This is a genomic window from Plantactinospora sp. GCM10030261, from assembly GCF_042666615.1.
GTDB lineage: Bacteria > Actinomycetota > Actinomycetes > Mycobacteriales > Micromonosporaceae > KBS50.
This window is the reverse complement of sequence record NZ_JBHTDD010000004.1, coordinates 108,649-122,595: the sequence shown is the minus strand read 5'-3', so window position 1 is coordinate 122,595 and position 13,947 is coordinate 108,649. Positions and strand designations below refer to the sequence as shown.

Sequence of the window (13,947 nt, the reverse complement as noted above, 5' to 3'; positions counted from 1 at the left end):
CGGCGGCACTCCTCAGATGAGCCGCAACTCGCGAGCGCGACGAACCGCCTCCCGACGCCGGCTCGCGTCCAGCTTCCGGTAGATGTTGCGGACGTGCGTCTTGACGGTGTTCACCGACAGCGACATCTCGCTGGCTATCTCCACGTTGGACAGAATGCTCTGCAGGTAACGGAGGACGGTCAGCTCCCGTTCGGTCAACGGCTCGCCCAGTGCCACCGGCGCCACCGGTGCCGCGAGCGGGTCGGGAGCATCGGCGCGCAGCAGGTCGTCCAGTAACGGCCAGTACGCCGTGCCGGAGTCCAGGTGCTCGGCCAGCAGATCCCGGACCGGCGGCTCGGCCCGGGTGAAGACCCGCCGGCAGCCCTCCGGTTCGGCCAGCTCCAACACCCGTTCCAGCACCCGTCCGGCCCGCCGTACCTCGCCGGCCCGGCGGGCCGCCACGGACTCCAGCAATCCTGCCTCCAGGCGGACCGGTAGCGGCCACTCCCCCGCGGCCTGCCCGTCCCAGGACGGCACCGCACGCAGCGCCCCCCGCGGATCACCGTCCAGCAGCTCGATCCGGGCCAGCACCACGGCAGCCGCGACGTCGGCCATGGCGGCGGCCCCGGTGCCGGACCACGCCGCCGATCCGCCGCCCGGCTCGCACGGGCCGGCCGGCACGCCGGCGAGCAGGCCGCGGGCGGTGGTGAGATCACCGTTCGCGGCCCGCAGGTCGGCCTCGGCAACCCGCACCGCGTACCCGATCAGAGGTGGTGTCGGCCCCGTCCACGATTCCCGCGCGGCCAGCAACGCCCGGAAGCAGCCGACCCGGTCCCCGCGCGCTCGCCGGAGCCGCGCCCGGACCAACTCGGCGATGGCCGCGAGCGTCGGGTCGGCCGCCGCGGTCAGCGCCGCGTCGGCCAGCGCGAGATGTGTCTCGGCCTCGTCCGGACGGTCCCGCTCGTCGGCCACCAGCGCCCGGGCCAGGTACGCGGCGGCACAGTCGACCGCAAGGTGTGCCGGCCGTCCACCGGGTGCGTCCACCGTCCCCCGGGCGGCTTCCTCGGCTCCGAGGGCCATCTCCTCGGCGGCTCGGAGCGCCCCGCGCAGGGCGTGAACCAGGGCCAGCCGGGCGATGCCGGCGACCCGGACACGGACCGGGCCCCGGCGGGCCGCGATGTTCGCCGCACCGAGGTGCTCCGCGGCTCCGGCGAGATCACCGGCGTCGAGGCGGCATGTCGCCAGGGCCTGGTGGGCGAGCGCCCGGGCGCCGCTCGCCGGGACCGTGTTGTCCGTCGGGTCGACGCGCCCGAGCAACCGCTCGGCGGCCGCGGTCACGCGTACCGGATCGGCGTCGACCCTTTCCGCGGCGAGAGCCACCGCGGCTTCGACGAGCCGGAGCCGGGGCACCTCGGTGGCCGCTTCGATAAGCGTGCGGGCATCGTCGGCTGCCGTCGGGCCGCCGGCCCGCAACCGGTCGACGGCCCGGGCCAGTGCCACCTCCGGCTGGCTCCGCACCAGGTCCGGGGGCGGCGCCGGCGCGTCGGACATCGCCGCCTGGTCCGGATCGGTGTCCGATACGGCGGCTGACACCAGTACCGGCCAGTGGTCGAGCAGGATCTGCCCCGCCCGGTGCCAGTCGGCCGCGGCCAGCGCGTGCCGAAGTCCGTCGTCGGGCCGGCCGTGCCGGACCGCCCAGGCGACCGCACGCCGGTGCAGGTCGAGCAGCTCGTCGCCGGGCAACTCGGCCAGTTCCGCGCGGAACAGGTCACCGAGCAGCCGGTGGCAGCGCCAGGCGGCCGGCCGGGTGCCTACGGCGATGACGACACCGGTCCGTTCCGCCTCGGCCAGCAGCCGGTCCCCGTCCCCGCGCCCGGTCAGCGCCTCCAGCAGGTCCCCCGTGATCCGGCGCGAGACGACCGCGCGGCGCACCGCGTCCCGCGCCTCGGCGGTGAGGTCGGCCAGCACCTCCTGCGTCAGGTAACCGGCGATCTCGGGGACATCGCCGCCGAAGGTGGCGACGTAGCGCGCCGGGTCGGGATGGTCGCGCAGGGCCAGCGCGGCGAGCCGCAGACCGGCCGGCCAACCCTCGGTCCGGGCCCACAGCTCTCCGGCCAGTTCGGGGGGCAGGCGTACCCCGCACGCGCCGAGCAGGTCGGCGGCCTCCTCGGCGGTGAAGGCCAGCTCGGCGGCCCGGATCTCGGTCAGTTCGCCGTTCAGCCGGTGCCGGTGCATGGCGAGCGGCGGGTCGGTGCGGCTGCTCAGGACCAACCGCACCGCGCCCGCGGCGTGCCGGACCAGGGCATCGAGACCCTCCAGCAGGGAGGGATCGGCGACCCGATGCAGGTCGTCGAGGATCAGCACCGCCGGCATGGGTCGGTGGGCCGCCGCGTCGGCGAGCCGGTCGAGGTACCCCGGGTCACCGGGCTGGTCTCCGGCCGGCTCGACGCCGAGCGCCGCGGCGACGTACGCCCAGAACCGCCCAGCCTGGTCGGTGGACTCCGCCGCCACCCAGCCGATCCGGCCCGCCCTGTCCGGTGGGGCCGGGTCCGCCCGGCCGTCGTGGACCGCCGCCGCCCGGCCGTCCGGGTCCGTTGACGTCGGCGCCCGGCCGTCGTGGGCCGCCGCCGCCCGGCCGTCCGGGTCCGTTGACGCCGCCCGGCCGTCGTTTCCGTCCGCCGCGGCGCGGGCCCACGAGCTGAGCAGGACCGTCTTTCCCCAGCCGGCCGGGGCGACGACCAGGGTGACCGGTCCGGCGGCGCCGGCGTCCAGCATCCGGTGTAACCTCGACCTGCTGATTAGCGCGGCGGGCAGCGGCGCTGCGGAGAGTCTGGCGGCCAGCAGCGGAGATGGGTCGGAAGTCACCGCGCGGGACGGTCCGGCGATGACGGCGCTCTGTTCCTCGATCACCCCGCTGTCCTCCCGGTGCTGGCGGTGACGCCGGTCGCCTCGGCGATCCGGCGCGTTCGGTGACGGCTCGGTGGCCGTCGTGTCGATCCGGCGCGCTCGGTGGCCGTCGTGTCGATCCGGCGGCGCCCGGATACCCGGCCCGCGGCGGTTCACCCCTACCGGAGGACTCCGTCTCACCCACCTCCGGCCCGAGTTGATCAAGAGCTTCGCGTCACGTGTTCCGGGTCCGAGCGACGCACGGCTCTTGATCGACCAAGAAAATGGGCGGCGGAAGATGCGAGACTGCGCAGGTGCCTGCTGACCGTTCGTACGACATCGTCCTGTTCGGCGCCACCGGCTTCACCGGTGGCCTGACCGCGCGCTACCTCGCCGGGGCCGCACCCGCCGGGCTCCGCTGGGCGCTGGCCGGACGCAACCAGGCCAAACTCGGTGCGTTACGCGACTCGCTGGCGGAGACGGATCCCGCGCTCGCCGAACTGCCGCTGCTCGCCGCCGACGTGGCCGATCCGGAGTCACTGCGCCGGGTCGCCGCCGACAGCCGCGTGGTGGTCAGCACCGTCGGGCCCTACCAGCGGTACGGCGAACCGCTGGTGGCGGCCTGTGCGGCGGCCGGCACGGACTACGCGGACATCACCGGCGAGCCGGAGTTCGTGGACCAGATGTACCTGCGCCACCACGAGACCGCGGTCCGCACCGGCGCGCGACTGGTGCACGCATGCGGCTTCGACTCGGTCCCGCACGACCTGGGGGCGTACTTCACAGTGCGCCAGCTCCCCCGGGACGTGCCGCTGACGGTGGCCGGCTACGTCCGGGCCGACGCCAGGTTCTCCGGTGGGACGTACCAGTCGGCGCTCAGCGCGATCTCCCGGCAGCGGCAGGCCAGCGAGGCGGCACGGGCGCGGCGGGCGGCCGAACCCCGGCCGGAGGGCCGGCGGGCCCGGGCGGTGGCCGGCCGGCCGGGCAAGGTCGCCGAGCTGGGCATGTGGGCGCTGCCGCTGCCCACCCTCGACCCGCAGGTGATCCGTCGGTCGGCGGCGGCCCTGCCGGTGTACGGGCCGGACTTCCGCTACTCGCACTACGCCGCGGTGAAGCGGCTGCCCACGGTGGCCGCCGGAGTGGTCGGGCTGGCCGGCGTCGCCGGCCTGATGCGGATCCCGCCGGCCCGGACGTGGTTGATGGGCCGGGTGGCGTCCGGCCACGGGCCGTCCGCGCAGCGGCGGGCCAGGAGCTGGTTCACGGTACGTTTCGTCGGCTCGGGCGGTGGTCGCCGGGTGGTCACCGAGGTCTCCGGCGGCGATCCCGGGTACGACGAGACCGCCAAGATGCTCGCCGAGTCCGCGCTGTGCCTGGCGCTGGACGCGTTGCCGTCAACGGCCGGGCAGGTCACCACGGCGGTCGCCATGGGTGACGCGCTGACGTACCGGCTACAGCGGGCTGGCCTGGCGTTCCGCGTACTGGAACCGGCCGGCTGACCCGGACCACCGTCGCGTCGCGGGCCCGCTCCCGGCACTGCAGCGGGCTACCTGGTCCGGTCGCGCCGCAGTTCCGATGCCCGGCCGGTGTCAGGCTGCCGGGGCCTCGTTGTAGCCCGGCGCCCGCACCTGGCCGGAGAGGTCCTCGATGGCCCGCATGACCTCGTCAGTGACGGCCCGGCGGGCGGCGGCGGGTGGGAGGTGGGCGTGCCGGGTGGCGAGGTCCAGCGGCGCGCCGAACCGGACGGTCACCCGCCGGATCCGGGGCAGCCGGGCGCCGGGCGGCTGGATCTGGTCGGTGCCGACGAGAGCCACCGGCACCACCGGCACCCCCGCGGTCAGCGCCAGCCAGCCCACCCCGGTCCGGCCCCGGTAAAGCCGCCCGTCCCGGGATCGGGTGCCTTCCGGATAGATGCCGAACGCGTCGCCCCGGCGCAGCACCGCCAGGGCGGTGTCCAGGGCGGAGCGGGCCGCCCGGTTGGCTCCCCGCTGCACCGGCACGGCGCCCAGCGCGCGGAACCACCAGGCCCGCAACCGGCCGCGTACGCCATGGCCGGTGAAGTATTCCGCCTTGGCCAGGAACACCACGGGACGCGGTGCGACAAGCGGGATGACGACGCTGTCCACGAAGGCCAGGTGGTTGCTGGCCAGGATGACGGGGCCGTGCCTCGGTACGTGGTGCCGGCCCTCGACGACCGGCCGGTAGACCAGCCGGGACAGCGGCGCGAGCAGCCCTCGGGTGACGCGGTAGAGCACAGTTCCCCCTCGTCGGCCTGGTGCGGGAGTGAGTATATAGCGACCGAACGGTCGGACCCTATAGTCCCGCCGGAGCCGTTATAGTGACCCGGTGAGCCCACGCGCGTCCGTCGCCGCCGCCCGGCAGACCCGAGCCGCGATCCTGGCCCACGCTGTCGACCTGGCCTCCGTGGAAGGGTTGGCCGGCCTGACCATCGGCCGGCTGGCCACCGACCTCGGGATCAGCAAATCCGGCCTGCTGGGGCACTTCGGCACCAAGGAGTCCCTGCAACTGGCGGTGGTGGAGCGGGCCGCCGAGATCTTCTGGCACAAGGTCTGGACGCCGGTCACCGACACTCCTCCGGGGCTGCCCCGGCTGCGGGCGGTGTGTGACGCGTGGGTCGACTACGTGGAACGCGCGGCGTTTCCCGGTGGTTGCTTCTTCGTGGCGACGATCGGCGAGGTCGACGACCGCCCGGGGCCGGTCCGGGACGCCGTACGCGGCTGTGTCGTCCGGTGGCGGCGCGAGCTGAGCTGGCAGATCGAACTGGCGGTCCGCGCCGGAGAGTTGTCACCCGAGACCGACCCCCAGGAGATCATCTTCGCCCTGGGGGCGTCCATCATGATGCTTAACCACGAACTCCGGCTGCACGGCGACCGGACCGCGGTCGACCGGGCCCGGCGGGCGATGTCCCGGGCCCTCGACCGGCCGCCGTCCACCTGACCCCGCTACCCGCCCGAGGCCCGAGGAGCATTTCCGCCGACCGGCCCCCGCTTGACCCTCGACCCGGTCGAGGCGCGAGGATCGGTCGTCGTGGGGAGGGACATGCGCAGCATCGGCGAGATGGCCCGGGCCAGCGGACTGTCGGTGAGCGCCCTACGGTTCTACGACGGCGCGGGTCTGCTGGTCCCTGCCGCGGTGGATCCGCACACCGGCTACCGCTGGTACGCGCCGGAGCAGCTCGGCCCGGCCCGACTGCTGGCCCACCTGCGCCGGGTGGGCATGCCGCTGGCCGAGATCGGCCTGGTGCTCGCCTCGTGGGGTGACCCGACCGGCGCCAGGCCACTGCTCGACGCCCACCTACGCCGGCTCGAGGACGGGCTGTCCGACGCCCGCCAGGAACTCTCCCGCGCCCACGCCCTGCTCGACCGGAAGGAGCCGCCGATGCTCAGCCGCCACATCGTGTGCGCCGCCGACCTGGCGGGCGCCATCTCCTCGGTCCGCTTCGCCGTCGGCACCGACCCGGCGATCCCCGTCCTGTCCGGGGTCCTGATCGAGCTTGACCCCACCGGGCTGCGCCTCGTCGCCACCGACCGGTACCGGCTCGCCGTGGCACGGGCCGACGTCCGGGACGCCGCCGGGCCCGCGGTCCGGGCGACCGCACCCGCCGACCTGGTCGACGAGGCGTACGCGATGCTCGTGGCGGCCGGTCCGGCGGACGCCGTGGTCGAGGTGGACGGAGCGGACCTGGTGATCACGGCGGACGGCCGACGGACGGCCGGCGCGGCGGTGCCGGGCGACTTTCCGGACGTGGACCGGCTGCTGCGTGACCGGGCGGGCGCCGGTCCTCGCCGGGTCAGCGTCGACGCGGCGGCGCTGCGCGGCCATTTGGCGGACCGGGCGGCGCCGACGGTGGTCCGTGAACACGACGGCGTACCGCGGGAGATCGTCGTGCTGACGGTCGACCCGGCTGGCGCGGTCCGGTTGGCCGGCACGGAGGCGGTGACCGGGACCGACCCGTACGTCGGGCTGGACCGGGAGTTCCTGCTGGATGCGCTCGACGCCGGGGCAGGGGGTCAACTGGTGCTGGAGCTGGACGGGCCGATCCGGCCGCTGGCCGTCCGGTCGCCGGACGACGATCGCCGGTTCTCGGTGTTGATGCCGGTCCGCCTCACCTGAAGCCGAACGAGGAACCCCTCCACCGAAATCAACGCGCGTTGACTTCGGCAGCGTGGTCGACGTACGGTTGTCAACAAGTGTTGGCAAATCAAGGAGGCGGCGATGCGCCCCGACCATGACGTCCTGATCGTTGGTGCCGGTCCGACCGGCCTGCTGCTCGCCGGCGACCTGGCGGCCGCCGGGGTACGCTGCGCGATCCTGGAGCGGCGCTCCGACCAGTCCAACCTGACCCGGGCGTTCGCCGTGCACGCCCGCACCCTGGAACTCCTCGACGCCCGCGGCCTCGCCGACGACCTGCTGGCCACCGGGCAACGGGTGCCAACCGTGCGGCTGTTCGACCGGGCCTCGGTCGACCTGAGCCAGCTACCCAGCCGATTCCCGTTCCTGCTGGTCACGCCGCAGTACCACACCGAGCGGATCCTCGAACGTCGGGCGGCGGCGCTCGGGGTGCAGATCGTGCGCGGTGCCCGGATGACCGGCCTGGAACAGGACGCCGACGGCGTGGACGTCGAGTACGAGATCGACGGCGCCAGCCGGACCCGCCGCGCCCGGTACGTCGTGGGCACCGACGGGGTACGCAGCGCCGTACGCGCCGCCCTGGGCATCGACTTTCCGGGACACGCCGTGCTGCGCTCGGTGATGCTCGGCGACGTCCGGCTCACCAACCCGCCCGCCGACGTGCTGAGCATCGGCGGCACCCGGAACGCCTTCGCCTTCGTGGTGCCGTTCGGCGACGGGTGGTATCGGGCCATCGCCTGGAACCGCACCCGGCAGCTCCCCGACGACGCGCCCGTCGACCTCGCCGAACTCGCCGCCGTCACCCGCGACGCCCTCGGCACCGACCACGGCATGCGGGAGGCCCGTTGGCTGTCCCGGTTCCACAGCGAGGAACGCCAGGCCACCGCGTACCGGTCGGGTCGGGTGTTCCTCGCCGGCGACGCCGCGCACGTCCACTCCCCGGCCGGCGCCCAGGGTATGAACACCGGCCTCCAGGACGCCATCAACCTGAGCTGGAAGCTCGCCGCGGTGATCCGGGACGGCGCCCCCGACCGGCTGCTCGACACCTACCATGCGGAAAGGCATCCGGTCGGGCACCGGGTGCTGGGCACCAGCGGCCGGCTACTCCGGCTGGCCACGCTGCGCTCGCCGGTCACGCGGACGCTCCGGGACCTGATCGTCCGGGCGTTGGGCCGGGTGCGGCCGGCCAGCCGGCGCATCACGATGGAGGTGTCCGGGATCGGCGTCGGCTACCCGCGCCCCGAGGGCGCCCACCGACTGGTCGGCACCCGCGCGCCGGACCTGCCGCTGGCCTCGGCCCCGGCCGACCCGGCGGCCCCCACCCGGTTGTACGAGGCGTTGCGCGCCGGCCGGTTCGTCCTGGTCACCGCCGAACCACAGCCGGAACCGCCGGCCTGGTGGGTGGACCGGCTCACCACCGTGGTACGGGCCGACGACGTGCCGACCAGCCTGCTGGTGCGCCCGGACGGCTATCTGGCCTGGGCCGCCGACATGCCCACCGCCGACCCGGTCCACCTGGCGAACGCGCTGTCGGCGTACGGCGGCGAGGCGTCCGTCGAGGCGACCACCCGCGGATGACGTCCGTGGTGTCCGGGCTCCGCCCGGACGCCACGGCCCATTTCCCGTTGATGCCGTCCCGCGGTCAGGCGCGGGGAAACGTGCGCAGGAGACCGGCGTCCGCTCGGCCCCCGTTCGAGGGATGAGATCTCAGCCGAGCGGGTCGGTCAGGTAGCGCTGGAGGGTCGGGCCGAGGTGCCGGCCGACCTCAGCCGCGGTCATCGCCACCACCGGCGGCAGCCGGAGCACGTAGCGGCACAACGCCAGTCCCAGCACCTGGGTGGCGACCAGACCGGCCCGCGGGGCCGCCTCGCCGGCCGGCACCACCGCCTCAAGCATCGCGACCAACTGCCCCCGGAAGACCTCCCGGGCCCGCACGGCGGCCTCCTCGTGGGTCGCCGCCGAGCGGAGCAGCAGGATCAGGGCGTCGTCGGCGAGGTCGCCCTCCCATCGCCGGACGAAGTGGTCGGCCAGCGTCCGGCCGCGCTCCCCCGGCGGTACGGCGGTCAAATCGGGCAGCGCCAGGTTGGCCGAGACGGCGGCCGAGAACAGACCGTCCTTGCTGCCGAAGTAGCGGATCACCATGGCGGCGTCGATGCCGGCCTCGGCCGCGATGGAACGGACGCTGGCCTTGGCGTACCCGGAGGCGGTGAACTGTCGGCGAGCCGCGCGAAGGATCGCCTGCCTGGTCCGTTCCGACTTGCGGACCGGCGCACCCGGACCGTCACCGCTACTCACCGTCAACATGCTACGGGTTTGCCAGACCCGGCCCGGTGGCGGACGCGCCATGGTGACCACGCGCCACGCTAGCGGAACGGTGAGTCGACACCATAGTCTCGCCCGGTGACATACCTCGCCGCCGCCGGCCGCTACGACACGATGACCTACCGCAGGGCCGGACGTAGCGGCGTCCGGTTGCCGGCGGTGTCCCTCGGACTCTGGCACAACTTCGGCCACGGCCGGCCGCTGGACGACCAACGGACGATCCTGCTCCGCGCGTTCGACCTGGGCATCACCCACCTGGACCTGGCCAACAACTACGGCCCGCCACCCGGGACGGCGGAGGAGCACTTCGGTCGCGTCCTCACCACCGACCTCGGCCGCTACCGCGACGAACTGTTCATCTCCACAAAGGCCGGATACCTCATGTGGCCCGGCCCGTACGGCGAGTGGGGCTCCCGCAAGTACCTGCGCGCCTCGCTCGACGCGTCGCTGCGCCGGATGGGCCTGGACTACGTCGACGTCTTCTACCACCACCGGCCCGACCCGGACACCCCGCTGGAGGAGACGATGGCGGCGCTGGACGCCGCGGTCCGCGCCGGCAAGGCGTTGTACGTCGGCATCTCCAACTACTCCGCGAAGCAGACCGCCCGGGCGGCGGCGATCCTGCGGGACCTGGGCACCCCGCTGCTACTCAACCAGCCCTCCTACTCGATGGTGAACCGGTGGATCGAGGACGACGGCCTGCTGGACGAGGTGGAGCGGGCCGGTGCCGGTTGTGTCGCCTTCAGCCCGTTGGCCCAAGGCGTGCTCACCGACCGCTACCTGGCCGGTGTCCCGGCCGACTCGCGGGCCCGGACCAGCGACTTCCTCGACGAGCGGGACCTGACCGAGGCCACCCTCGACCGGGTCCGGGCGCTGAGCGCCATCGCCGAGCGACGCGGGCAGTCGATGGCCCAGTTGGCCCTCGCCTGGGCGCTGCGCGACCCCCGGATGACCAGCCTGATCATCGGGGCGAGCAGCGTCACCCAGCTCGAGGCGAACGTGGCCGCCCTGGACAACCCGGAACTCTCCGTCGACGAACTCGCCGAGATCGACATGGTGCTGCGGTAGCCCTCGGTCAGGCCGCCGCGAGGCTGGCGACCGTTTCCTCGAACCGCAGGCTGTCCAGCCAACCGCGGTGCACCTCGCGACCGGTCTCGTCGAGGATCACATAGGTGCTCTGCTCGGTGACCTCGAACTTCCGCCACACCTCACCGGCCCGGTCGTCGAGCTGCGGTACGCCACCCAACTCGAACTCCGTGACGAAGTCGCGCATCGCGGGAGCGGCGCCGAGACCGGCCACGCCGACGATGCCCACCCGGTCACCGTGTGCCGCCGCCATGTCGGCCACCGAGGCGGCCTGGCCGGCGCAGGTCGCGCACCAGGGCGCCCAGAACCACAGCACCACCGGCCGACCGGCCAGGTCGGCACCGCGGAAAGGCTTGCCGTCCAGGGTACGGCCGGTGAAGGTCAACGCCTCCGGGACGGCTGCCGGCGTACCGGTGGCCGGTCCCGAGGCGCCGGCGGACGGGGCACCGCCTGGCGTGCCCGTCGCCGAGCCGGTCACCTGGTCGGGGGTCGACCGCCCCGCCGGCTCCCCACCGCAGCCGGCGACCAGCGCCAGCACCGTGGCCAGGGCGAGCGCGCTGGCCACACCGCGTCCGCTTCCGGTCATTCGTCGCTGAGCGACAACGCCAGGGCGGGGCACATCCGCACCGCCTTCTGGGCCCCTCGCTCCAGCCAGCCCGGCACGGGAGTGGGCGGGAAGCTCGGGAAACCGTTGCCGTCGAGCCGGATGAACTCGGGCACCACATGGGCGCACAGGCCGTGCCCGTCGCACCGCGACCAGTCCACCGCCAGCCGGCGCTTGATCTCCTGCGCCGCGGCGGGCAGGCCGAGCTGCCCCACCACCTTGCGACCACAGCCGTCCCGCTTGGCGTGCGCCACCACGTCCGCGGCGAACACCTCCATGGCGGAGGTGGCGAACCGGCCGGTGCCGTCCGGATGGCTGCACGCCCCCCGACCCTTGACCACCCCGGCCGCGTTCCGCACGGTGTCCGCGTCGGTGGCGCCGGTGACCACCAGGTCGGCTGCCCGCGCCAGCTCGGGCAGCCCCAGCCGGCACGGTCCACACTGGCCCGCCGACTCTCCGGCGAGATAGCGCACCACCTGAGCCACCTCGCCCAACGGGCAGGTGTTCGGCCCGAGCGGCAGGATGATCCCGGCGCCGAGCGTGCCGCCCACCTTCGCGAGACCCGCGCGGGAAACCTCGGCCTCGGCCGCCGCCTCGGGGGTGATCCACTTTCCGTGGTACCCGCCGACCAGCACGCCTGGGCCGGCTGGCGCGTCGCAGAGCTGCAGCACGTCGGCCAGCGGGGTGCCGGTCGGGCACTCGACGACCGCCGGCTGACCCGCCGCGCCGCCGATGGTGAGCAGGACCGTGCCGGGCTCCTTCTCGGTGCCGACGGACGCGTACCCCGCCGGACCGACCCGGGCGGCCAGCGCCAACTGGGCGAACGTCTCCGCGTTGGAGAGCAGGGTGGGCAACCCGGACACGCCGCTGTCGCTGGCCCGCTTCTTGACCCCCGGGGGGATGTGTGCCTCGCCGTTGATACCGCGTACGAGCGCGCCCCCCTCGCCGGAGATGAACCGGTGCGGCACGGTGACGATTCCGGTCTCCACCGGCATCTCCCGCTCGCGCAGCGCCGCCGCCAGCGGCTCCTCCCCCACCCCGTCGTCGGCCACGCCGATGACGATTTCGTCGGCGTCGAGCGCGTACGCAACCAGCGCCGCGCCGTCGAGGATCAGGTGCGGCGCCCGGGTGAGCAGCGCCTTGTCCTTGCGACTGGCCGGCTCGCCCTCGGTCGCGTTCACCACCACCACCGGCGGCAACTGCTGTCGGCGCGCCGACTCGAGCACCGCTTTCAGCTTGCGGGCGAACGGGAAGCCGGCGCCGCCCCGGCCGGTCAGCCGGATCTCCTCGGCCAGGCGCAGCAGCGTGTTGATGGTCAGCGGTTCGAGCGGTCCGTGCACCTCCTCGTGCGCGGCCAGGTCCAGGGAACCGAACTCGTCGAAGCCGGCGGTCAGCCGCGGCTCACCGAAGCACGCGACCGGAGGCAGGACCGCGGTCCTGGCGCTCACTGTGCCTCACCTCGCAACTGGGCGAAGTACGCGCTGTCCACCACGTCGGCCTCGGCGCGACGCCGGCGCCGGGAGCTGCTCGACGAACTCCGCTCGGCCTCCTTGCGGGCCCGCCGGGAGGCGAGGTCGACAAGGGTGGGCGTGTCGTCCTCCGGCAGCGGAGGTGGGTATGCCGCCGCTTCCTCGTCGTCGTCCCGGCTGTGCCGGGGACCGCTGACCGGCCGGCTGGTGCCGGTGGCCGCCTCCGCGTACCGCCGCCGGCTGGTGGCCGGAGCCTCCCAGTAGTTGTCGGCCGGCTCGGGGACGCTCGGCGGAGGGCTGGACCACCGGCGTGGGCTGGTCCACGGCTCCTCCGGAACGTCGTCCGACAGCAGCGTCGACGACGCCGCGGCCGGGCGCTCGTCGGAACGCCACGACGGCCGCTCCTCGGAACGCCGCGACGGCCGCTCCTCGGAACGCCACGACGGCGTGCTCTCCGCGGCGCGCCATGCCGGAACCTCCTCCGCGGCCGGGACCGGCACCTGCGGGACGGCGAACCGGTTGGACCGGCGCCGCGGCGATTCCACATTCCGGTAGCCGGCCGCCGGCGCCCAGGAGTCGAGCACGTCCCCTGGCCCGTCGCCCGTTTCGACCGCCACGGTCCGGGACACGCGCAGGTTGGCCACCGGGCGCCGACCGGGCACCCAGGCACCGGCCCGGCCGCGGTCGCTCGCCGTCTCCTCGGCCGCCGCGGCGACCGCCGCGGTAGCCGGCTTGGCCACGCTCTCCCGCCGCTTGCGGCCCAGGCTCGTCGAAAGCCGGACCAGCAGCGCCCCCACCACGAGCAGCACACAGAGCAGATAGCTGAGGCTCACCCAGGTGGCCGGCGTCCGACCAGCGTTGAGGCCGTGCAGCAGGGCGACCGGCCACGACACGTACGCGGTGCTGTGCATCGTCCGCCACATCCAGGGCTTGCCCCGGCCGGCGAACCTGAGCCGGATGATGCCGGTCCAGAGCACGCTCACCATGCCGAACGCGGCGACGGTGCCGAGGCCGATCCAGACCCCCGCGCCCGAGACGAACGGCACCACCGAGTCGAGGACGCTGGCCTTGCCAGCCCCGACCTTCGTGAGCACGTGCAGGCCGAGCGCGCCGACGGCCACGATGCCCAGTGCCCGGTGGGTGGACTGGAGCATCACCCGGTTCTTGATCATCAGTACGGTGCGGTCCGTCGCCAGCACCCCCGCCATCACCGTCAGCGTCAGCGTCACGAGCGTCAACACGCCGCCGTAGAACTCGCTGACAATGAACAGCGTGATGTAGACGACCTGCCCGATCGGGGTCAGCATCATCCCCGCCCAGACCGCGGTCAGCATCGAGACGACAAGCGCCGCGATCGCGACACGGGGCACTGGACGGCCGTCCCGACTGGTGGCCACGCTCTGTGGTTCCGGCCGCTGGGTTTGCTTTTTGCGCGCCATCCGCTCCTCGATC

At 74.1% G+C, this 13,947-nt stretch carries 11 protein-coding genes; 5 read left to right on the top strand and 6 right to left on the bottom strand.

Annotated features, from left to right (window positions below):
• Positions 1–12 precede the first annotated feature (12 nt).
• Positions 13–2,889, bottom strand: a complete 2,877-nt coding sequence (locus ACFQUZ_RS07020) for a LuxR C-terminal-related transcriptional regulator (protein WP_377439099.1) — start codon at positions 2,887–2,889, stop codon at positions 13–15.
• A gap of 290 nt (positions 2,890–3,179) precedes the next feature.
• On the opposite strand from ACFQUZ_RS07020, the gene ACFQUZ_RS07015 reads away from it, so the two are divergent.
• Entirely contained in the window at positions 3,180–4,361 is a 1,182-nt protein-coding gene (locus ACFQUZ_RS07015) for a saccharopine dehydrogenase family protein (protein ID WP_377439096.1), read from the top strand.
• A gap of 90 nt (positions 4,362–4,451) precedes the next feature.
• On the opposite strand, the gene ACFQUZ_RS07010 is transcribed toward ACFQUZ_RS07015, so the two are convergent.
• Entirely contained in the window at positions 4,452–5,117 is a 666-nt protein-coding gene (locus ACFQUZ_RS07010) for a lysophospholipid acyltransferase family protein (protein WP_377439093.1), read from the bottom strand.
• A gap of 91 nt (positions 5,118–5,208) precedes the next feature.
• Here ACFQUZ_RS07010 and ACFQUZ_RS07005 point away from each other — a divergent pair, with 91 nt between their 5' ends.
• From ACFQUZ_RS07005 to ACFQUZ_RS06995, 3 genes are all read left to right on the top strand, one after another.
• The gene (locus ACFQUZ_RS07005) at positions 5,209–5,820 is read left to right on the top strand and encodes a TetR/AcrR family transcriptional regulator (RefSeq protein ID WP_377439090.1); all 612 of its coding nucleotides are present in this window, start codon (positions 5,209–5,211) and stop codon (positions 5,818–5,820) included.
• Between the two features lie 102 nt (positions 5,821–5,922).
• Complete coding sequence (locus ACFQUZ_RS07000) at positions 5,923–6,996, top strand: MerR family transcriptional regulator (protein ID WP_377439087.1); 1,074 nt, start codon at positions 5,923–5,925, stop codon at positions 6,994–6,996.
• A 102-nt stretch (positions 6,997–7,098) separates the two neighbouring features.
• Positions 7,099–8,592 carry an FAD-dependent monooxygenase gene (locus ACFQUZ_RS06995; RefSeq protein WP_377439084.1) on the top strand — a complete coding sequence of 498 codons (1,494 nt, stop codon included), beginning with the start codon at positions 7,099–7,101 and terminating at the stop codon, positions 8,590–8,592.
• 129 nt (positions 8,593–8,721) lie between these two features.
• On the opposite strand, the gene ACFQUZ_RS06990 is transcribed toward ACFQUZ_RS06995, so the two are convergent.
• Positions 8,722–9,309 (bottom strand): TetR family transcriptional regulator, encoded by a 588-nt coding sequence (locus tag ACFQUZ_RS06990; RefSeq protein WP_377439081.1) that lies wholly within the window; start codon positions 9,307–9,309, stop codon positions 8,722–8,724.
• Between the two features lie 105 nt (positions 9,310–9,414).
• Here ACFQUZ_RS06990 and mgrA point away from each other — a divergent pair, with 105 nt between their 5' ends.
• Complete coding sequence (mgrA, locus tag ACFQUZ_RS06985; RefSeq protein WP_377439079.1) at positions 9,415–10,404, top strand: L-glyceraldehyde 3-phosphate reductase; 990 nt, start codon at positions 9,415–9,417, stop codon at positions 10,402–10,404.
• A 7-nt stretch (positions 10,405–10,411) separates the two neighbouring features.
• Here mgrA and ACFQUZ_RS06980 read toward each other — a convergent pair whose 3' ends face one another.
• Genes ACFQUZ_RS06980 through ACFQUZ_RS06970 form a run of 3 tightly spaced genes read right to left on the bottom strand, consistent with a single transcriptional unit; the run spans position 10,412 to position 13,865 of the window.
• Positions 10,412–11,008 carry a TlpA family protein disulfide reductase gene (locus tag ACFQUZ_RS06980; RefSeq protein ID WP_377439076.1) on the bottom strand — a complete coding sequence of 199 codons (597 nt, stop codon included), beginning with the start codon at positions 11,006–11,008 and terminating at the stop codon, positions 10,412–10,414.
• The gene (locus ACFQUZ_RS06975) at positions 11,005–12,474 is read right to left on the bottom strand and encodes an NADH-ubiquinone oxidoreductase-F iron-sulfur binding region domain-containing protein (protein WP_377439074.1); all 1,470 of its coding nucleotides are present in this window, start codon (positions 12,472–12,474) and stop codon (positions 11,005–11,007) included. Before ACFQUZ_RS06975 ends, ACFQUZ_RS06980 begins: the two co-directional genes overlap by 4 nt.
• Positions 12,471–13,865: a hypothetical protein gene (locus tag ACFQUZ_RS06970; RefSeq protein ID WP_377439072.1), complete on the bottom strand. Its 1,395-nt coding sequence runs from the start codon at positions 13,863–13,865 to the stop codon at positions 12,471–12,473. The genes ACFQUZ_RS06975 and ACFQUZ_RS06970 overlap by 4 nt, the downstream gene beginning before the upstream one ends.
• Positions 13,866–13,947 lie beyond the last annotated feature (82 nt).

Bases quoted from the DNA above. Each gene is read 5' to 3' on its own strand.
- ACFQUZ_RS07000 (WP_377439087.1), top strand. From the start codon at position 5,923: ATGCGCAGCATCGGCGAGATGGCCCGGGCCAGCGGACTGTCGGTGAGC.
- ACFQUZ_RS06995 (WP_377439084.1), top strand. From the start codon at position 7,099: ATGCGCCCCGACCATGACGTCCTGATCGTTGGTGCCGGTCCGACCGGC.
- ACFQUZ_RS06980 (WP_377439076.1), bottom strand. From the start codon at position 11,008: ATGACCGGAAGCGGACGCGGTGTGGCCAGCGCGCTCGCCCTGGCCACG.